At 57.3% G+C, this 20,710-nt stretch carries 17 protein-coding genes; 9 read left to right on the forward strand and 8 right to left on the reverse strand.

Features of this window, described 5'->3' with window-relative positions; translation table 11 throughout:
* The first annotated feature begins 322 nt into the window (after nucleotides 1-322).
* Nucleotides 323-1,207, forward strand: a complete 885-nt coding sequence (gene dapA, locus ACP39K_RS10080; protein ID WP_261280468.1) for a 4-hydroxy-tetrahydrodipicolinate synthase — start codon at nucleotides 323-325, stop codon at nucleotides 1,205-1,207.
* 92 nt (nucleotides 1,208-1,299) lie between these two features.
* Nucleotides 1,300-1,905 (forward strand): glutathione transferase GstA, encoded by a 606-nt coding sequence (gene gstA / locus ACP39K_RS10085; protein WP_016927904.1) that lies wholly within the window; start codon nucleotides 1,300-1,302, stop codon nucleotides 1,903-1,905.
* 39 nt (nucleotides 1,906-1,944) lie between these two features.
* Here the strand turns inward: gstA and pdxY are convergent, their stop codons facing one another.
* The gene (pdxY, locus tag ACP39K_RS10090; protein WP_033640488.1) at nucleotides 1,945-2,805 is read right to left on the reverse strand and encodes a pyridoxal kinase PdxY; all 861 of its coding nucleotides are present in this window, start codon (nucleotides 2,803-2,805) and stop codon (nucleotides 1,945-1,947) included.
* 305 nt (nucleotides 2,806-3,110) lie between these two features.
* Here pdxY and ACP39K_RS10095 point away from each other — a divergent pair, with 305 nt between their 5' ends.
* A complete protein-coding gene (locus tag ACP39K_RS10095; RefSeq protein ID WP_243811340.1) occupies nucleotides 3,111-5,465 on the forward strand; it encodes a hypothetical protein in 2,355 nt (784 codons plus the stop codon).
* Nucleotides 5,466-5,604: 139 nt separating this feature from the next.
* Complete coding sequence (locus tag ACP39K_RS10100) at nucleotides 5,605-8,709, forward strand: DUF4214 domain-containing protein (RefSeq protein WP_497008467.1); 3,105 nt, start codon at nucleotides 5,605-5,607, stop codon at nucleotides 8,707-8,709.
* Nucleotides 8,710-8,785: 76 nt separating this feature from the next.
* Here the strand turns inward: ACP39K_RS10100 and tyrS are convergent, their stop codons facing one another.
* The 4 genes from tyrS to anmK all read right to left on the reverse strand — a co-directional run bounded on the left by tyrS (nucleotide 8,786) and on the right by anmK (nucleotide 12,411).
* Nucleotides 8,786-10,060 carry a tyrosine--tRNA ligase gene (gene tyrS, locus ACP39K_RS10105; protein ID WP_033640489.1) on the reverse strand — a complete coding sequence of 425 codons (1,275 nt, stop codon included), beginning with the start codon at nucleotides 10,058-10,060 and terminating at the stop codon, nucleotides 8,786-8,788.
* A gap of 138 nt (nucleotides 10,061-10,198) precedes the next feature.
* Nucleotides 10,199-10,852 (reverse strand): pyridoxamine 5'-phosphate oxidase, encoded by a 654-nt coding sequence (gene pdxH / locus ACP39K_RS10110; RefSeq protein ID WP_004931292.1) that lies wholly within the window; start codon nucleotides 10,850-10,852, stop codon nucleotides 10,199-10,201.
* Nucleotides 10,853-10,941: 89 nt separating this feature from the next.
* Nucleotides 10,942-11,244, reverse strand: coding sequence for an MliC family protein (locus tag ACP39K_RS10115; protein ID WP_016927910.1), 303 nt, complete (start codon nucleotides 11,242-11,244; stop codon nucleotides 10,942-10,944).
* Nucleotides 11,245-11,289: 45 nt separating this feature from the next.
* Nucleotides 11,290-12,411, reverse strand: a complete 1,122-nt coding sequence (gene anmK / locus ACP39K_RS10120; RefSeq protein ID WP_251684182.1) for an anhydro-N-acetylmuramic acid kinase — start codon at nucleotides 12,409-12,411, stop codon at nucleotides 11,290-11,292.
* Between the two features lie 359 nt (nucleotides 12,412-12,770).
* On the opposite strand from anmK, the gene ACP39K_RS10125 reads away from it, so the two are divergent.
* A complete protein-coding gene (locus ACP39K_RS10125; RefSeq protein WP_028128178.1) occupies nucleotides 12,771-13,235 on the forward strand; it encodes an outer membrane lipoprotein in 465 nt (154 codons plus the stop codon).
* A 92-nt stretch (nucleotides 13,236-13,327) separates the two neighbouring features.
* Here the strand turns inward: ACP39K_RS10125 and slyA are convergent, their stop codons facing one another.
* On the reverse strand, nucleotides 13,328-13,759 hold the full coding sequence (gene slyA / locus ACP39K_RS10130; protein WP_004931301.1) for a transcriptional regulator SlyA: 432 nt from the start codon (nucleotides 13,757-13,759) through the stop codon (nucleotides 13,328-13,330).
* Between the two features lie 180 nt (nucleotides 13,760-13,939).
* On the opposite strand from slyA, the gene ACP39K_RS10135 reads away from it, so the two are divergent.
* The 3 genes from ACP39K_RS10135 to ACP39K_RS10145 are packed head-to-tail and all read left to right on the forward strand — an operon-like array spanning nucleotide 13,940 to nucleotide 17,077.
* On the forward strand, nucleotides 13,940-14,176 hold the full coding sequence (locus ACP39K_RS10135) for a DUF1656 domain-containing protein (protein ID WP_004931303.1): 237 nt from the start codon (nucleotides 13,940-13,942) through the stop codon (nucleotides 14,174-14,176).
* 3 nt (nucleotides 14,177-14,179) lie between these two features.
* Nucleotides 14,180-15,043 (forward strand): efflux RND transporter periplasmic adaptor subunit, encoded by an 864-nt coding sequence (locus ACP39K_RS10140; protein ID WP_004931305.1) that lies wholly within the window; start codon nucleotides 14,180-14,182, stop codon nucleotides 15,041-15,043.
* A gap of 3 nt (nucleotides 15,044-15,046) precedes the next feature.
* Nucleotides 15,047-17,077, forward strand: coding sequence for an FUSC family protein (locus ACP39K_RS10145; protein ID WP_497008468.1), 2,031 nt, complete (start codon nucleotides 15,047-15,049; stop codon nucleotides 17,075-17,077).
* Here the strand turns inward: ACP39K_RS10145 and sodC are convergent, their stop codons facing one another.
* Nucleotides 17,078-17,599, reverse strand: coding sequence for a superoxide dismutase [Cu-Zn] SodC (sodC, locus tag ACP39K_RS10150; protein ID WP_497008469.1), 522 nt, complete (start codon nucleotides 17,597-17,599; stop codon nucleotides 17,078-17,080). It abuts the gene before it with no gap.
* 241 nt (nucleotides 17,600-17,840) lie between these two features.
* On the opposite strand from sodC, the gene ACP39K_RS10155 reads away from it, so the two are divergent.
* A complete protein-coding gene (locus ACP39K_RS10155) occupies nucleotides 17,841-19,685 on the forward strand; it encodes a polyurethane esterase (protein ID WP_089184542.1) in 1,845 nt (614 codons plus the stop codon).
* A 59-nt stretch (nucleotides 19,686-19,744) separates the two neighbouring features.
* Here the strand turns inward: ACP39K_RS10155 and ACP39K_RS10160 are convergent, their stop codons facing one another.
* Nucleotides 19,745-20,641 carry an aldo/keto reductase gene (locus tag ACP39K_RS10160; protein WP_060445344.1) on the reverse strand — a complete coding sequence of 299 codons (897 nt, stop codon included), beginning with the start codon at nucleotides 20,639-20,641 and terminating at the stop codon, nucleotides 19,745-19,747.
* Between the last annotated feature and the right edge of the window lie 69 nt (nucleotides 20,642-20,710).

Here is a 20,710-nt window from a genome sequence, read left to right on the forward strand (position 1 = left end):
TATTAGCCAAACTCATCCTCACCGGCGAATCATGAATAACAATGTTATCAATCTGTTGTAAATTGACAGTCTGATGAAGAATATTCATTATCACCCCACTTCCCCTTTTCGCGAGACCGCCATGGCCTACCCACGCAACGCTGATATTCTGATGACACCTGCGTTGCTCGTTGGCGGTTTGGCGGCGGTTACATCGAAGAAACAGACGCTCATTTGACCGGGGCGCGCTGTCCCGTCAGATGAGCTGACTGGATGGCACGCAACGCCCCGCCTTCAATTTTCTCATCTGGCTTCTCTGTCGGTCACACAGAAGGAATATTTTATGGCCTCATTTTCGGGTATTTGGGTGGCGATGGTTACCCCTTTCAATCACGACGCCGTCGACCTGCCGGCGGTGCAACGCCTGGCGCGGCACCTGCTCGACGCCGGCATCGATGGTCTGGTGGTCTGCGGCTCCACCGGTGAAGCCGCCGCGCTGAGCAAAGAAGAACAGCTGGCGGTGCTCGACGCCGTATTGGAGGTGGCGCCTGCACGCCAGGTGGTGATGGGCCTTTCCGGCAATAACATGGCCGCCACGCTGCAAATGCAGCAGGCCATTCAGCTGCGCGACATCGCTGGCGTGCTGATCCCGGCGCCTTACTACATCCGCCCTTCGCAATGCGGCCTGATCGACTATTTTACCCAGTTGGCCGACGCCTCCGCCGTGCCGGTGATCCTGTACAACATTCCGCAGCGCACCGGCATCGCCATGGAGCTGGCCACGCTGCGCCGGCTCGCTCGCCATCCGCGCATCACCGCCATCAAAGACTGCGGCGGCAACCCTGACGCCACCATGGCGCTGATCGCCGATGGCGAAATCGATGTGATGACCGGGGAAGACAATCTGATCCTCACCACGCTGTGCCTCGGCGGCACCGGCGCCATCTCCGCCGCCGCGCATGTTCACCCGGAACGTTTCGTCCAGTTGGTGCAGCAGGTCGCCGCCGGCGATCTGGCCGCGGCGCGCAGCAACTTCTATGAGCTGCTGCCGATGATCCACCAGATGTTCAGCTTCCCGAATCCGGCGCCGGTCAAGACGGCGCTGGCCCAGCAGGGGCTGATCGCCAACGAATTGCGTTCGCCGATGCAGGTGGCGCCGCCGACGCTGCAGCAGCAGATCGCCGCGACGCTGGCGCAGCTGCAGCCCGCAGAGGCGATCGTCGGTTAAATTTGTTAGCTAAGCCGCTGTAATTTTGGCGCCACGGGACTACGATGAGAGGTTAAGCATGCCCGTCATTCGTCATCAACAAGGAGCTTCCGATGAAACTGTTCTATAAAGCCGGCGCCTGTTCGCTGTCCCCGCATATCGTGCTGCGTGAGGCAGGGCTGGATTTTACGGCGGAGAAGGTCGATCTGGCGCAGAAGAAAACCGAGAGCGGCGCCGATTACCTCGCCATCAACCCCAAGGGACAGGTCCCGGCGCTGCTGCTGGATGACGGCAGCCTGCTGACCGAAGGCGTGGCGATCGTGCAATATCTGGCGGACCGCGTGCCGGATCGCAACCTGATCCCGGCGGCGGGCACCCTGTCGCGCTACCACGCGATCGAATGGCTGAACTACATTGCCACCGAGCTGCACAAAGGATTCAGCCCGCTGTTCAACCCGAAAACGCCCGAGGAATACAAAACCATCGCGCGCGCCAAGCTGGAGCAGCAGTTCAGCTATCTGGATTCGGTGCTGGCGAAGCAGCACTTCCTGTTGGGGAGCCGTTTCAGTGTGGCTGACGCCTACCTGTTCACCGTGCTGCGCTGGGCATTCGCCCTGCAGTTTGACGTGCGCAAGCACGCCCATCTGGCGGCCTGGTTCGATCGCGTTGCGGCGCGCCCGGCGGTGGATGCGGCGCTGAACGCCGAAGGATTGAAGTAAACATTCGGCCCCGGTGGCTATCGCCGGGGCCCGTTGCACTTACAGTTTTACCGCTTTGAACTCGCTGCGCGGCTGCACGATCCGATCCTGCGCCGCCACTACCTGCAGCTCGTATTCCCCCATCTCCTGAGTCGTCAGCATCACCTCATACACGGCGGCGGTCACGTGCTCCAGCGCTTTATCCAGCGCCTCACCCTTCAGCAGATCCACCAGCAGCAGACCGCTGGTCAAATCGCCGACGCCGACCGGTTGACGCGCGCCGAAATCCACCAGCGGCCGGCTGATGTGCCAAGCCTCGTCCGCCGTCACCAGCAGCATTTCGAAGCAGTCGGCGTGATAGCCGGCGCGGGCCAGGTGCTTGACCAGCACCAGCCGCGGCCCTTTGGCGATCAGCGCGCGGGCGGCCTGCACCGCATCGGCCACGTTGGCGACGGCCATCTGGCTCAGCATCTCCAACTCCAGCAGGTTCGGCGCCATCATGTCGCTGCACGGCAACGCCTGGCGACAGTGAAACTCGGCCACGCCCGGCGCCACGATGCAGCCTTTTTCCGGATGTCCCATCACCGGATCGCAGAAATACCAGGCATTCGGGTTCGCCTGCTTAACCTGGCGCACGATCTCCAAAATATGGTCGCCCTGCTCCGGCGAACCGATATAGCCACTCAACACCGCATCACAGCGCTTCAGCTGATCGATATTGGCGATGCCCTGCGCGATCTCGGTCAGGTGATTGGCCGGCATGACGCAGCCGGTCCACTGGCCGTATTGCGTATGGTTGGAGAACTGTACCGTGTTCAGCGGCCAGACGTTGACGCCCATGCGGCGCATCGGAAATTCAGCCGCACTGTTGCCGGCGTGACCAAACACCACGTGCGACTGGATAGAAAGAATGTTTTTCATCGGAACAACTGACCTCGCCATGCCGTGTGCATCAGCCCGCGGCGAAATGATAATGGGTGCACAACGCGAAAACGTCATGCCGGCGCTGTTAAAAACAAGAAATGAGAGGAATTTTTATGCTTTCGACGGCGGCATATTGTAGCGAAAAGTCCGATCCAAAAAAAGCCGAGAACCGACCGACAAGGCAGTGACAGTTGGAAAAATCAGGCCATCCTCAGACTGGCCTAACATTGCATTTCGGCCCTTATGAACTGTAATTGTCTATTCATTCACTATCACTTCAGCGTATCCAGAGGATATATTTCATGAGCTTACTGAAACTTCAATGGGGAAAGAAGGCCGATGCCAACACCTTGACTTATTTAGCTAAACAGCTTGATAAAAGCGCTGATAGCCAAAGTGAGTCAGGTGCCTTCGCCGACGCGGCCGCTCTCGATACCTTTGGCCGTTCGCTCGCCAGCGGGACACCTTCCGTCGAGCAGTTTAAGCTGCTGGCCAGCGCCCGCCACTTCCTGCGGGCTGACAACAACGAAAAAATCTACGCTTCGCTGTATCACGAAAATCTGAGCCAGGACGTCTCCCTGGCCGTGCTACAGAACGCTGGCCACGATCGATACCAAACCAGCATCGCGTCATTCTACAAGGGGATGCTCCCACTCGACGGCGCTCGTGAGCCTCATTCGACGGGTGTCGCCGCCTATCAACTCAAGATCGCTCAACCGCTGAATTACACGCCTATCGCCGAATTGTCGCTCTCCGCCGACGGCATATTGAGCGGCTCAGTGAACACCGGCAGTCAGCATCCGTTGAGTCCTGAGGAATTGGCCGCTCTGACGCACGTCTTTCTTAATGTGAATGCCTCGGCCGCCGTTGATTTCAGCCATTCGCCCCAGTTGAAAGAGGTGACCTTGCAAGGGAGTGCGCCAACCGATACCACCGCCCTGAACTCGCTAAAAAATAAGGGATTCGCTTTGCGGCTTAATCTGGATGATAACCCTTACTTCAAAACGGTAGACAAGATTACATTTGGTACCGAACGGGATGTCGTGGTGATTTCCGATAAGTTCGATCTCGCCAATGCCAAAATGGAAATTCTTTTTGGCATCGGTGGTGCCAGTCTGTTTTGGAGTGGCAATGGCGTGAATCATAGCGCCAATATTGTCAGCACGACGTTCACCGCACAGAACTATTTTGATGCGGATGGCGTTATTTCCGCCAACCTGATCTTAAAGGATATCTATCTGACCACAACGGCAAGCGGCAGTATTGAAGGAATAATCAAAACCAATGTTAACCAGTTCCAATTCTTTCCTCAGATCGATTTGGCAGGTTATCGCGGTACCGGAAACATTTATCTGGATGGCAAATTGATCGCGACAGAAGGCGCCAACGTATTCGATTATGGCGTAATCAATCAAACGGCCAGTATTTATAACGACCATTATACAGACGTCACCCACTTACAGCAGGCGCCCCATGCTGTAAAAAGTGGTGACGGTTATTACTGGACGGGAAGTCAAGGGCTTACGCTTTCCGGTTTCGCCGATAATGTACATATCATCAATCTTCCCATCTTCGACACACTGCCTTTTCTCACCATCAACGGCGATGCCGGTGCGCAGAGCAAGCTTCACCTGGAACTGGCGCCGGTTACGCCTCCCTCGACGTTATTTGGCCCTTGGGGGGTAAGCATCGGAAATAGCGCCATCGAACGCCTGGACGCAGGAACGCTCAGTTTCGCCAGCCATTTCATTGGCGCACGGCCGCAAGAAGAGCTGCGGCTGTATGCCAATGGTTCGAAACTCGCCTCGGTGGCGCTGGAAGGCGCCGGCAACAATATTTCCAAGATCAACATCAGCGGCATAGGAAAGCTGGAAGTGACGGTAAAAGCTGACTTTAGCGACAGCTTGAAACATATTGTTATTGAACCCATTTTCGATCCCATGAATGAAGGGATCCCGCGCGTTGAAACCGATCTGAAGCTGGATAAGGCTGGGAGCGGCGGCGGCGAGTTTTATAAACTGCTATCCGCGCTGAACGACCCGAGCGCCTATGGCGGTATTATCGGCGCACTGACCGGCGAACAGATCAACATCCAGTACACCAATACTCAGACCCTGACTATCAAAGGTAATACCACGCTGAATAACCTGGCGATGGCCAATCAATACGCGCACCACAACAAAATCAACTTTGAACAAAGCACGATCGACAGCATGGTCACGATTAACACTCTCACGCCGACCGACACGCTTACCGTTGGTGTTCAGGGTCAACAGTGGCTGTTCGACAGCGAAAAATCCGGCAATATCGTGCCTTATGGCAGCCTGACGCAAATGGCCGACATCAATACCCTGTTTGATTCATTAACCGTCGCAGACGACAGCACGGCGCAAGATATATTTGCTCAGGCGCTATCAAAAATAACCCATGGCGGCAGTGAAAATAATCTGCAAAGCGTAGGCGTGTTCAAGTTGGCAACCAATGCATACATTATCATTGATAATAATCACAATAAGCAATTTGACGCTGAGGACATTGTATTCTCCTTGGGAGATAAAGATATTTATGAGATTGCAGCAAACCTTCATTATCGGGCGCCGACTATTGATCTTGCCGGCACTCCCACCCCATCCGTCACAGAGCTAAGTTTGGTCTAACTCTCTGCGGGTGCGGTCGTCTCAAACGGCGGCCGCATTCGCGAAAAATACAGAATTTCCTTAGGCTCAACCGCATTGCAATCATGTGGATTTGGACTGTACTTGTTGATGCTTATTTTTTGTCAACACAGGGGTTAACATGAGTTTATTATCGTCACAACAGGATGTAGCCATCCTTTTTTATGCCACACTCGGTAAAAAAGCCGATAGCGCCGCATTAAACTTCTTTGCCCGCCAGTTGGAATCGGGGCAGTACAGCAGAGATCAGCTGGCCGAAAAATTCATCCAGTCTCAGGATGGGCATCATCGCTATGACGGCCTGACAACGTCGCAAAAAATTCAATACATCTATAAAAATACGACAGGCGCCGATCCAGCACCCGATTTGCTGGCCACGCTGGTCGCGCAAGCCAATGCAGGAAAAACGCTGGGGCTGATTACCAAGGATCTTATCGCCGGCGTGAAGAGCTATATGGGTGATGCTGCGGCACCGGTCGCACAGCAACAGCATTTGTTTGATATTATTGATACAACCTTACACCCCGCTTTGTCCCCCTATCCCGCGAATGCTGAAGCGGCAGCCGATATTCAAGCCCTGTTTTACATCGTAGGCAGCCTCGCGGTGGCGGAAGGCGTCAATTATTGGAGCCAGGTGCTGGCGACAGGAAAAGCTGACGCCAGCTATATCGCCGGCCGTTTCGTCGATACGCGTAGCGCGTTGACCACGTTAAGTAATGAAGACTTCGTCAAAACCGTCTATAAAAATACTTTCGGCGTTGATGCTGGCGCAAGCGAGCTCGCCAATTATGTCACCGGGTTGAATAATCACACCGAAACGCGAGGCGACGTCATCATGCGTCTGATCGCCGATATTCGCAACGACACAGCACATGCCGCCGCCAAACAGGCTTTTCTTAATGCTACCCATGTCTACGCTGCGGGTGAGATGGCTGCGGCCAACTATCAGGAAAGCGTGGCGCTGCTCTTTCTGCAACTGGGGAAAAAAGCCACGCTGGAATCAACCGGACTGGACAGTTACAGCAAATTCCTCGCCGCGGGGAACTCCGAGCTCGATCTGCTGACCATTCTGGCTAAATCCTCCCCCTTCAAAGATGCCGCAGACTTCGCCAGGATTTATCACGAACTGTATTACGGCCCGGCGCTGAGCGAACTGCAAAAACAGGCAATTTTGCTCAAAGCCGGCAATAATCCGCTGCAGGCGACGCTGAATATTTTGCATGCGTTCCGCAACGGGGAAGCGCCGCTGGAGGGCGGAGTCAGCCCAAGTCACGAGCAACTCGTCAATCTCGAATACAAAATTGGCAGCGAGCTGGGATACCAGATCCGCGGCAACGTCACGATGTCGAATGCCGACGGCGCCCTCAACGGCAGCCTGAATACCGGTAAGCAACACGCGTTAAGCCATGCGGAAATCAGCCAGCTGCGCGAGATCACCCTTAACGCCGAGATCGGCTCCGCGGTCGATCTCAGCTTTGCCAAATCGTTGCAAAAAGTCACGCTGCAGGGCGACTTCGCCACCAGTGAAGCAATGCTTCAATCGCTGAGAAACCTGAATGTCACCCTTTTTCTTAGCGAGGGCAACCTGCTGAACGCCCCCGAAGGGATTAACTTTTCCAACGTGAAGAACAGCACCGTCGTCGCCGACCGGCTCGATATGACGACGGCAGCCGCGCAAATCAATCTGGCCGCCGGGAAGCATCAGCTTGTCTGGCAAGGCAATGCCACCGCCGACAGCGGCAATAGGGTCAGCCGTGATTTCAAAGCGACGGCGCTTAATAGCGATCCCGAGACATCTTACTATAGTGTCTCAGCCAATTTTTTCACCAAGGTCGTCCACCTGACGGCCAGCGCCGGCGGCGGCTATGACGCTGAAATTACAAATAACGTTAATCAGTTCCTATATTTCAACTATGTAGATTTGACCCACTATCGCGGTACCGGAGAGATTTATCTTAACGGGCAGCGGGTCGCTACCGAAGGCAACAAGGTATTTGACTTTGGGTTGTTCACGCAAGAAGCCACCGTCTCCCACCCGATTTACGGTAACATCAACTCGCTAAAACAAGGCGAAATGGCGCAACCCAATGCTTCGCAAAACGCTACGGGGTCGGCTGGAGGGGTAATTACGGCCTACTCCGGAGATTTAACGCTGCTCAACGTCAGCAGCGGACAGTTTACCCTCGGCGGCGACTTGACCCCGAAAAGCCGTATCCACATCAGCGATACGGCGCATAGCGACGACAGTTTTAAATTGTTCTTTACCGATACGGCTAGCCATACGGTAACCAACCTCAATATGGGTACTTTCAGCTTTACATCGAACCATAAAGAAACGCTCGAAATCCGTATGGGCAGCAATCTCGACATTGTGCAAAATCGCACGTTGACCCTGAGCGGCGGGGACAACTCGATTAGCACGTTGATGCTGAGCGGCTATATGTACACAGGCGATAAGCCGCTGGTGCTTAATCTGACCGTTGCCGCAGATTTTAGTGATAACCTGAAAACCATCATAGGCAGCGAATTTACCGATGAACGCCGTTATTACTCCGACATGAAGCTGTTCCTCGTCGCAGAAAAAGGCGGCACCGGCGGCGGCGCTTTCTACAACACGCTAAACACGCTGGCCAATAAAGACGATTTCGCCCATGTCATTGCCGAACTTGCCGGCGACCAGTTAACGGTCGACCGCACCGGGTTGACCGTCTATAAAGCCGACGTTAAGGGCAACACGACGTTGGATAGCGCCGGTACGTTACATTTTACCGATAGCAAAATAGACAATATGGTCACGCTCAATACCGGCTATGCCAACAGCGTCATCTCCGTGGGAGAAACCGACAACCCGTGGGTTTTCTCCAAGACAGGAGACAAGACCGCAACCTTGTACGGCAGCGTCACCACCCAAGCTGAGTTACAAAATGCGTTCAGTGGCCTGAATGCGACGGACAATGCCCAAGCGCTGTTCTCACAGGTACTGGCGAAAATAACGAACGGCGCCAGCACCAATAACCTGGCGGAAGTCGGATTGCTAAAGTTGGACAAATCGCTCTATGTCATCGTGGATAGCAATCATAATCACAGCTTTGACGCCGATGATGTGGTGTTCTCGATCGGCAATCAGGATCCCTATCTGGCTGCCGTCTCTCTGCACTACCACTCGCCCGCCGTCACCGTGAACGGTGTTGCGGCCGAAAACTCGCTGCCGGAGGCGTTTGCCTAATCGTCATCCGCGCCATGCGATAAAAAAAGCCCGGGGAGCTCCCCGGGCTTTTCATGTCATATAGACTGGCTGACGCTTACTGCCAATCCACCAGGCAGTAATGCTTTTTGCCGCGACGCAACAGCGTGTAGCGGCCGAACAGACGGTCTGAATCGCTGAAGCGGTATTCGGCATCGGACTGCTTCTCGCCGTTGATGGTTACCGCGTTGGAGCCGATCATGGTGCGCGCCTGGCCGCGTGACGGCACCAGTTCGGCATTCACCAGCGCCTGCTGCAGATCGGCGTCGCGGTCCAGTTTGATGGTCGGCATGCCGTCCTGCGCCAGTTGGGCGAAGTCCGCTTCGGTCATGTCGTGCAGCGCACCGGAGAACAGACTCTGGGTGATGCGCTTGGCGGCCGCCAGGCCTTCCGCACCGTGCACCATGCCGGTCACTTCTTCCGCCAGCACGTACTGGGCGCGAGGCGCCTTACCGCTGTTCTTATCTTCTTCTTCCAGCGCGTTGATGTCTTCCAGGCTCATGAAGGTGAAGAACTTCAGGAAGCGGTAGACGTCGGCGTCGGCGGTATTGATCCAGAACTGGTAGAACTTGTACGGGCTGGTTTTTTCCGGCGCCAGCCAGACCGCGCCGCCCTCGGTTTTACCGAACTTGGTGCCGTCGGCTTTGGTGATCAACGGCACGGTCAGGCCGAACACCTGCTTCTGGTGCTGACGGCGCGTCAGATCGATACCCGAGGTGATGTTGCCCCACTGATCGGAACCGCCGATCTGCAGCTCCACCTGGTGGCGGTTATACAGCTCGGAGAAATCGTAGCCCTGCAGCAGGTTATAAGAGAACTCGGTGAAGGAGATGCCGGAGTCGTCGCGATTCAGACGCTGCTTGACCGCTTCCTTGTTGATCATCTGGTTGACGGAGAAGTGCTTGCCGATGTCACGCAGGAAGGTCAGCACGTTCATGCCGCCGAACCAGTCGTAGTTATTGGCCGCGATAGCGCTGTTGCCGCCGCAGTCGAAATCGAGGAACGGGGAAACCTGTTTGCGGATCTTCTCGACCCACTCGTTCACCGTATCGGTGGTGTTCAGCTTGCGCTCCGCCGCTTTGAAGCTCGGATCGCCGATGAGGCCAGTGGCGCCGCCCACCAACGCTACCGGCTTGTGGCCGGCCAGTTGGAAGCGCTTCAGGCACAACAGAGGAACCAGATGGCCCAAATGCAAGCTGTCAGCGGTCGGATCGAAACCGCAATACAGTGCAATTGGCCCTTGCGCCAGTCGCTCCGCTAACGCTTCCTCATCCGTAACCTGGGCAACGAGGCCCCGCTCTTGCAGTTGTTTAATCAAGTTGCTGCTTGCCATCAATGACTCCATGTATAAACGAATGCACCTTTGCCGGTACACGGCCTTTCGCCCAGTGGCGAAATAAAAATTCAGGGTAGCGCATAGAATAAAGCGCCGGCGGCATCAGCACCAGCGCTTAGAGAGGATTTTCCGCCTTCAGGGTGCCAGTCGGTCAATTTTCCAGTCATTCCCGTCCCGCTGATACAGGAAACGGTCATGCAGGCGATGGGCGCCGCCTTGCCAGAACTCGACAGAGTCAAATTTCACGCGGAATCCGCCCCAGAAACTCGGCAACGGCACCTCGCCCTGCTGGAACTTCTGCTTCAGCTCGAGGAATTTGCTTTCCAGCACGCCGCGCGCGGAAATGCGCGACGATTGTTGCGAGACCCAGGCACCGATCTGGCTGTCCTTCGGCCGGCTGTTGAAATACTTCAGCACGTCGAGCGTCGACAGGCGCTCCGCCTGACCGAGGAAAATCACCTGGCGATCGAGCATGTGCCAGGGGAACAGCAGGCTGATATGCGGGTTGTGCGCCAGCTGTTGCGCCTTGCGGCTGCCGAGGTTGGTGTAGAACACCAGCCCCTGCTCATCGAAATGCTTCAGCAGCACGATGCGTTGATAAGGCTGGCCGTGTTCGTCGACGGTCGCGACGCACATGGCGGTGGGATCTGCCAGGCGCGCGTCGCAGGCCTGTTTCAACCAACGCTCGAACAGTTCGAGCGGGCTGGCGGTCAGATCGTTGCGGCGCAGGCCGCCCCGGGTGTATTCACGGCGCAGGTCCGCAACATCAAACTCATTCTTTTCAATCATCTGGGTTATCGACCAACTGAAAAAATCCGTCGTTACATTCTGCGCCTGCGGCGTCAGGAACTCAATCGCTCCGACGCCGCCGTCAACCCTCACTCCGTCAACACGCAGTCGCTCATGACTACCTTGCCGTTGCGCTCAAGATAGGCGTTACGGTCTTTCGACCAAAAAGTGTATTTACCGTCGCTGTATTTGGCGCCGGTCAGCGCCAGCACCTGCTTAAGATGCAGTTGCTCGCCATCCATCAGCAGGCTGACTTCACTCGCCTTGCCGTCGAGCGCCACCGTCAGCGGCGTAGTGCCACACTGATAGTGCATCGTCTGGCTGCTCTGCGGCAGGATGTAACTGCAACCGGACAGCGCCAGCGCGCCGGCGACGAAAAAGACTTTTTTCATGCTGTTGCTCCTTAGAAAAATCCTTCACAGGCTATCCTAACAGAGCTAACGGCCCCCCAATGGCAAAACCGGATAAATCCCACCCAGCACCGTTTCACGGCTGGCGCCGGTTACCGAAGGCAGATTGCCGGCCTGGCCGGACAGCGTACGGAAGGCCAGCCAGGCAAAGGCCAACGCCTCCATGTCGTCACCGCTGACGCCGAAATCGTCGGTCAGCCCAACTTCCGTGCCCGGCAGCAGCGCCGACAAACGCGTCATCAGCAGCGTGTTGCGCGCCCCGCCGCCGCACACCAACAGACGCTCGCACCCGCCGGCCAGCTGCACCTGTTCGCTGATGCTGACGGCGGTCAGTTCCGTGAGCGTGGCCTGTACGTCGACCGGCGCAATCGCCGGCAATCCGGCCAGCTGCCGTTCCAGCCAAGCGATATTGAAATACTCGCGGCCGGTGCTTTTCGGCGCCGGCTGCGCGAAGTACGGATCCGCCAGCATCTGCTGCAACAACGGCAAGCAGACCCGCCCCTGCATCGCCCAGCCGCCGTCCTGATCATAAGGCTGCGCGCGGTGGCGCCACACCCAGGCGTCCATCAGCATGTTGCCCGGCCCGGTATCGAAACCGCGCACCGCCGTACCGGGCAACAGCAGAGAAAGGTTGGCGATGCCGCCGACGTTTAGCACCATGCGCCGCTCGACGGGATGCCCCAGCAGCGCCTGATGAAATGCCGGCACCAGCGGGGCGCCCTGCCCACCGTACGCCATGTCACGCCGGCGGAAATCGCCGACGGTGGTGATATTGGTCAGCGCGGCGATGCGGTTGTTATCGCCGAGCTGCATCGAGAAACGCGCGTCGCCTTCCGGCTCGTGCCATACCGTCTGGCCGTGGCAACCGATGGCGGTGACCTGCTCCGCGTCGATGCCGGTTTGCTTCAGCAGGCCGAGCACCGCCTCGCCGAACAGCGAGCCCAACTGCGCGTCCAGCCGGCCGACGGCGGCCAACGTAGTTTGCTGCCCCTGGCACATCCCCAGGATCTCTTTTTTCAACGCCATCGGCATCGGATGGCTATAGCTGGCCTGCTGCGCCACCATGCGATCGTCGATCGCGGCCAATACCACATCGATTCCGTCCAGACTGGTGCCGGACATGACGCCTATATAGCGGCCTGACTTCATAGCAACATCCTCTAACCCGCGCGGTAAGCAAAATTTATCCTGACAAATAAACCAGAATTGCCGGATTAACGCCATGAATTATGATGCTTTTTTTACGCACCGTGAGCCAGATGCCCCCTGGCGCCGCTGTGGCACGGGCTATGTGTTAAACCGTGCCATAACAGGCGACGGAATGTCGCCAAGGCTGTCATAAAGGTAAACCGCGGTTTATTATTGGTTGAACAGAGAAAAGTTAAGCTGCATGCAGCGATGAAGCATGGCGGTGTGTCAACTTTCAGCCATACTTTGTCTATCATTTTCACTGAATCTTGCCTGGTGAGCATTGCCAGGTTATGGACTACTACCATCAGGAGTTTTATATGATCAAGCGTCTTCTCGTCGTTGCCGTCGCCGCCGTTACGCTGGCCGGCTGTGCCAATGAATCCATGTCCGGCGATGTCTACTCGTCCTCGCAGGCCAAGCAGGTACAGACCGTCACCTACGGGACGCTGGTTTCCGTGCGTCCGGTTAAAATTCAGGGCGGCGAAGGCTCCAACGCCATGGGGATGATCGGCGGCGCGGTGATTGGCGGGCTGTTGGGCAACACCGTTGGCGGCGGCACCGGTCGTACGCTGGCTACCGCGGCGGGCGCTATTGCCGGCGGCGCGGCGGGTAACAGCATCGGTGAAGTGGCCGGTCGGACCTCCGGCTACGAGCTGGAAATCAAGACCGACCAGAAAGAGAACATCGTGGTGGTACAGAAAGCGGGCGACACCAAGTTCAGCCCTGGCCAGCGTGTGCGCATGGCGCGCATGGGCGACACCATCACCGTTTCCCCGCTGTAAGTCAGTCGGCGACAAACGGCAAACCGGAGGCAATCGCCTCCGGTTTTATTTCTGATGCTGTGAAACTGTAATCGTAGAAAATAAGAATATTATTATTTGTTCTGCAGTTCGGTGATATTTTGTTCTAACTTGCCAATCAGCCCTACCAACAGATGCACTTCGTCGGCGGTAATGCCGCTTAAAATCTCACTGCGTGTAGACGTGATCACGCTGTCCACTTCCCTGATGATCGGATCGGCCGCTTCGGTCAGCTTGATGCGCTTCGCGCGGCGATCGTTGGCACAGGTGTGACGCGTGATCAGCCCCTTCTCCTCCAATTGGTCCAGCGTGCGAACCAGTGACGGTTGCTCGATACCGATCGCCTTGGCCAACTGGATTTGCGACTGCTCCGGCGGCAAACGATTGATATTGTGCAAAGTGACCCAGTGCGTTTGGGTCAGCTCCAACGGCTTGAGCCGATGATCGATGAGCGCGCGCCAAACACGAACTAATCGTGCTAAATCTGAACCTAATGTTGACTCCACTTCCCCCTCCTTATAATTAGCATGCTAACATTACCTCCCAGAGTTTAGACTATTTTGGGTAACTCACATTAAAAACACAAATGTATATAATGTATATTGTGGAAATAGCCACTATTTTTAGCCGTTATTGTTTAATCGTTATGCAAATATTCAACATATTCACCCTTAGGGATTGTTAATGTGAATACATCATGGTTACACACCTCATCCCCCTTACCCGATTTGGTCCTGGGGGCATCGCTTTATTTTCCGCCTATATTTAAAGCTTTTTTACTAGGACTGGTCTTATGGCTGCTGATTCATCAACTGCTGAGAGACTGGATGTATTCCGGTGAAATCTGGCATCCCATGTTGATGGACCTGTCCATTTTCGTTCTGACCGTCAGCGGTTCCTTATGGATTTTAGCGAGTTGGTAACCCATGCAGCATAAAACATTAAAATACTTCTCTACGGTGATCGTCTGCGCCATTGCCGTCTGCGCCGGTTGGTGGCTCTGGAATTATTATATGCAATCCCCATGGACCCGTGATGGAAAAGTGCGCGCCGAACTCGTCAATATCACCCCTGAAGTCTCTGGAAGATTAGAGAAAATAAGCGCGAATGACAATCAGTTCGTACCTGCGGGAAGTCTGATTTTTACCCTCGACCCGGTGCCCTACCAGATTGCGCTGGACAATGCCGAGGCCGCGGTGGCAAAAGCGCAATCCGATCTGGCCAAAGCGGACCACGAGGCTGCCCGTCGCCGCGGTTTGCCACGTAACGTTATTTCCGCTGAAGACTTGGACGAGTCCAATTTAGCCGCTCAGGCAATGAAGGCCGCCTATAAAGCCGCGCTGGCCAACCTGGAACAGGCCAAATGGAATTTGAGCAAAACCAAAATTTATGCGCCAACCGACGGTTATATCACCAACCTGCAGGCACGCGTCGGAAACTACGCCAACGCCGGCACGCCCCTGGTGGCGTTGGTGGATGTGCATTCGTTTTATGTGCTCGGTTATTTCGAAGAAACCAAGTTGAAGCATATAAAGGAAGGCAATAAAGCGGACATCGTTTTATATAACGGCAACACGCCGCTGCAGGGGGAAGTAGAGAGCATCGGACGCGCCATTTACGATCAGAGCGTCGACAGCAGCAATGATCTATTAATGGACGTCAAGCCTAATGTGCCTTGGGTGCGTTTGGCCCAGCGCGTGCCGGTGCGGATAAAATTGCTCAACGTGCCCGCCGATTTGACGCTGGTCGCCGGCACCACCTGCACCATCTCGATTCATCAGCGGAACTAAAGTGTGAATCTGCCTTTTCTGGAGTGGAGCCGGACCCCCTGGGGTAAGGCGACCGGCGGACAATGGCGCTATGCCCTGCGCAACTCGCTGGCGATGTGTCTGGCGCTGTGGGTGGCGTTCGTGCTCGAACTCGACGAACCCTATTGGGCACTCACCTCCGCCGCGGTGGTGAGCTTCCCCACCATCGGCGGCGTGATCAGCAAAAGCATCGGCCGCATCTTCGGCAGCCTGGTGGGCGCCGCAGCCTCGGTAGCGATCGCCGGCCACTGCCTGAACGATCCCTGGCTGTTTACACTGTTCATCGCCGCCTGGATCGGGCTGTGCACCTACGTCTCGAATCATTACCAAAACAACGTCTCTTACGCCTTCGCGCTGGCGGGCTATACCGCCGCCATCATCGCCTTCGGCACGGTCAACGTCACCGACACCCAGCAGATCTTCGACATCGCTCAGGCGCGAGTTTGCGAAGTGATCACCGGCATTCTGTGCGGCGGGTTGATGATGATGATCCTGCCCAGCACCTCCGACGGCGAAGCCCTGCTGACCTCGCTGCGGCGCATGCAGCTGCGCCTGCTGGAGCACGCCGCCATGCTGTGGCAGCCGGAGGTCACCGCGCAGATGCGCACCTCGCACGAAGGGGTCATCGGCCAGATCCTGACCATGAACCTGCTGCGCATTCAGGCATTCTGGAGCCACTACCGGCTGCGGCGGCAAAATAACCTGCTCAACTATCTGCTGCATCAACAGCTGCGCATTACCAGCGTCATCTCCAGCCTGCGCCGCATGCTGCTGAACTGGCCGGATCGCCCCGCCAATCTGATGCCGGTGCTGACGCAACTGCTGGACGAACTGCGCGATCCCGCCACCGATAAATATCGCTTGGCGCGTCTGCTCCAGCAGATCGCCCCGCAAGATGCGACGGACTACCGCCATCGCGCCTTCTGGCTGCGGTTGCGCGATTTCTGTTGGCTCTACCTGCGCTGCAACCGCTGGCTGCGGCGGTTGGAAAGCGCCACGGCGGTCAGCGATCTCCAGCCGCCGCGCGTCACCCCACTGGCGCGTCATACCGACAGCTACGAAGCCGCCTATAACGGCCTGCGCACCTTTTTATGCATCGTGATCGGCTGCGCCTACTGGATCAACACGCAATGGGACGCCGGCAGCGCGGCGCTGACGCTCACCGCCATCAGTTGCGTGCTCTACTCTTCCACGCCTTCGCCGATCAACAGCGTCAGCACCTTGCTCAAGGCGGTGCTGCTGCTCTCGGTCGCCTGCTTCGTGGTGAAATTCGGTTTGATGATCCAGATTGACGATTTCTGGGTGTTTTGCGCCTTCCTGTTCCCGATCCTGGTGACCATACAGATGCTCAAGCTGCAGAACCCGCCTTATGCCGCGCTTTGGGGGCAACTGATCGTCTTTATGGGCTCGTTTCTGACCGTCAGCAATCCGCCAAGCTATGACTACCAGTCCTTTATCAATGACAACATCGCTAAAGTCGTCGGTGTATTGCTAGCCGGGTTGGCGTTTCAGATCCTGCGCCCCAGCTCGGACAAACGCAAAAGCCGCCGCATTATCCGCGCGCTGCGGCGCGACTTTATCGATCAGTTGAGCAAACGGCCGCAGCAGAGCGAAAGTCAGTTCGAATCGCTGATCTACCATCGCATCAGCCAACTCAATCAAAGTCAGGATCAGGAAGCGCGCACCTGGCTGCTGCGTTGGGGCGTGGTGCTGCTCAACTGCAGCCATATCGTCTGGCAGCTGCGCGACTGGCAGACCCGTTCCGATCCACTGTCGGCGGTGCGCAACGTCTGTATCCACTGCCTGCGCGGCATCATGACGGAGAAAGGCGTGCAGCACAGTTCGCTGGACGCTACGCTGCAGGAGCTGCTGCGCATGAGCAACGCGTTGGCGCATCACCCGGAACAGGCGGCGCGCGATCTGGCCGGCCTGATCTGGCGGCTTTACTGCTCACTGCAGCAGCTGCAACAGGCGATGGGCCAGCCCGCCGCCGCACCGGCCGTTAGCGGCGGGTGATCACTTGATCACGCCGCAGGCGAAGCGTTCGCCGCCGCCGCCGAGCGGCTGTGGATGATCCGAATGGTTATCGCCGCCGGCGTGCACCATCAGCGCCTTGCCCTCAATTTCGCTGATTTTTTTCAGCCGCGGCGCCAACACCGGGTAATTCGCCATGCCGTCGGCGGTCACATAGATGGCCGGCAAATCACCCAGGTGCCCGTCGGCGTACGGCCCGAGGTGTTTCCCAGTTTTTTGCGGATCAAAATGCCCGCCGGCCGCCAGCGCCGCCACCGCTTTTCCGTCCTTCATGCCCGGCTCGCAGCTGCCTTTTTCATGCACGTGGAAACCGTGTACTCCGGCCGACAACGCTTTCAGGCTCGGCGTGAACAGTAAGCCGTACGGCGTTTCGCTGATGACCACGTTGCCGACGTCCTGACCGATACCCTGCCCGGTCACCAGATGCATCTCGACGTCGGTTGCCGCCGCCTGAGCCGCGCCACACGCCATCAGGCCGAGCGCCGCATACCAATAACGTTTCATCAATCAGTCTCCTTAATGACTATATCGAGCTATCAGTATAGGAGAGCCTGCGCCGGCACTGTTAACCAACGCACAATCTCGCCAATTTGATTCGCAGACCTAATATTTGGCACTAATAATAATTCTACCGATGTTGGTCCTCCGACCAGCTGTCGTTCGGCTAACGTTGTTTCCCTGTTTCCACCGCCGGCGCATGAGAGTTCGCTTCCAGGCCAGGCGGCATACTTCATAAGGAACTGATATGGGCATCTTTAGCTATAAGGATCTGGACGAAAACGCGTCGAAGGCGCTGTTTTCCGACGCCTTGGCCATCTCTACCTACGCTTACCACAATATCGATAACGGCTTCGATGAAGGCTATCACCAGACCGGTTTCGGGCTGGGTCTGCCGCTGACGCTGGTCACTGCGCTCATCGGCAGCACCCAGTCGCAGGGCGGCCTGCCGGGCCTCCCCTGGAATCCCGACTCCGAACAGGCCGCGCAGGAGGCGGTAAACAATGCCGGCTGGTCAGTGATCAGCGCCGCGCAGCTCGGTTACGCCGGCAAAACCGATGCGCGCGGCACCTACTACGGCGAGACCGCCGGTTACACCACCGCACAGGCCGAGGTGCTGGGCAAATATGACAGCGAAGGCAATCTCACCGCCATTGGCATCTCATTTCGCGGCACCAGCGGCCCGCGCGAGTCGTTGATCGGCGATACCATCGGCGATGTGATTAACGATCTGCTGGCCGGGTTCGGGCCGAAAGGCTACGCCGACGGCTACACGCTGAAGGCCTTCGGCAACTTGCTGGGCGACGTGGCGAAATTCGCGCAGGCCCACGGGCTGAGCGGCGAGGACGTGGTGGTCAGCGGCCACAGCCTCGGCGGGCTGGCAGTCAACAGCATGGCGGCGCAAAGCGACGCCAGTTGGAGCGGCTTCTACGCGCAGTCCAACTATGTCGCCTTCGCCTCGCCGACCCAGTACGAAACCGGCGGCAAGGTGCTCAACATCGGCTACGAGAACGATCCGGTGTTCCGCGCGCTCGACGGCACCACGCTGACCGGGGCGTCGTTGGGCGTTCACGATGCGCCCCATACCTCCGCCACCAACAATATCGTCAACTTCAACGATCACTACGCCTCGGACGCCTGGAACCTGCTGCCGTTCTCCATTCTCAACATTCCGACCTGGCTATCCCACCTGCCGTTCTTCTATCAGGATGGTCTGATGCGGGTGCTGAACTCCGAGTTTTATTCGCTGACCGACAAAGACTCGACCCTCATCGTCTCCAACCTGTCGAACGTCACGCGCGGCAGTACCTGGGTGGAAGATCTGAACCGCAACGCGGAAACGCACAGCGGGCCGACGTTTATCATCGGCAGCGACGGCAATGATTTGATCAAGGGCGGCAAAGGCAACGACTATCTCGAGGGCCGCGACGGCGACGATATCTTCCGCGACGCCGGCGGCTATAACCTGATCGCCGGCGGCAAAGGCCACAATATCTTCGATACCCAGCAGGCGTTGAAAAATACCGAAGTCGCCTACGACGGCAACACGCTTTACCTGCGCGACGCCAAGGGCGGCATTACGCTGGCGGACGACATCAGCACCCTGCGCAGCAAAGAAACCTCCTGGCTTATTTTCAACAAAGAAGTGGATCATCAGGTAACCGCCGCCGGATTGAAATCGGACTCAGGCCTCAAAGCCTATGCCGCCGCCGCCACCGGCGGTGACGGCGATGACGTCCTGCAGGCTCGCAGCCACGACGCCTGGCTGTTCGGCAACGCCGGCAACGACACGCTGATCGGCCACGCCGGCGGCAACCTGACCTTCGTCGGCGGCAGCGGCGATGACATCCTGAAGGGCGTCGGCAACGGCAACACCTTCCTGTTCAGCGGCGATTTCGGCCGCGATCAGCTGTATGGCTTCAACGCCAGCGATAAACTGGTGTTTATCGGCACCGAAGGCGCCAGCGGCAATATCCGCGATTACGCCACGCAGCAAAACGACGATCTGGTGCTGGCCTTCGGCCACAGCCAGGTCACGCTGATCGGCGTCTCGCTCGATCACTTCAGCACCGATCAGGTGGTGTTGGCCTAAGCATCGGCATAAAAAAAGCCGGGCGCTTTCGCCGCCCGGCTTTCCTCTTTCTGCCCGCCTTAAGGCACGTCATACCCCAGCGCCGCCTTGCGAATGCGGAACCACTGCTGGCGGCTCAGCACCAGTTTCTGCGCCTTGAGCGCCGAACGCACCCGCTCAATCTTGCCGGAGCCGATGATTGGCAACGGTGACGACGGCAGGCGCATCACCCAGGCGTACACCACCTGCTCGATGGTCTCCGCGCCGATCTCTTGCGCCACCCGCTGCAGCTCGTCGCGCAGCGGCTGGAACTCAGCATCGTTGAACAAGCGGCCGCCGCCCAGGCAGGACCAGGCCATCGGCTTGATGCGCAGTTGCTGGCACTGGTCAAGCGTGCCGTCGAGAATGGCCGGTTGGTGAATCGGCGAGATCTCCACCTGATTGGTGACCAGCGAGAACGGCAGGCGCGACTGCAGCAGTTGGAACTGCGCAGGCGTAAAGTTGGAGACGCCGAAATGGCGCACCTTGCCGCTTTTGTGCAACGCAACGAAGGCTTCGGCTACGTCGTCAGCGTCCATCAACGGATCCGGGCGGTGGATCAGCAGCAGATCGAGGTAATCGGTATGCAGATGGCGCAGCGACTGTTCCGCGCTCTGTACGATATGATCGCGGTCGGTGATGTAGTGGCCGATCGGGTTGCCGGGCTTGGCGGTGGTGGCGATGCCGCACTTGGTCACCAATTCCAGCGACTGACGCAGCGCCGGCTTCAGGCGCAGCGCGTCGCCGAACGCCTGTTCGCAGGCATAGCCGCCGTAGATATCGGCGTGATCGGCGGTGGTGACGCCCAGTTCGACATGCTGTTCGATGAACGTCAGCAGCTGCTGCGGCGACATGCCCCACTCCATCAACCGCCAGTAACCGCAAATCATGCGGGAAAATTCAGGCCCCTGCGGCGCGAGACGAATACGTTCTACCATTGCGAAAACCTCATGACATTAGTTGTCAGCCAGCATACACAAGCCGGTGAGGCACAGGGAAGCGGTAAG

The organism is Serratia sp. EC4, from assembly GCF_059652115.1.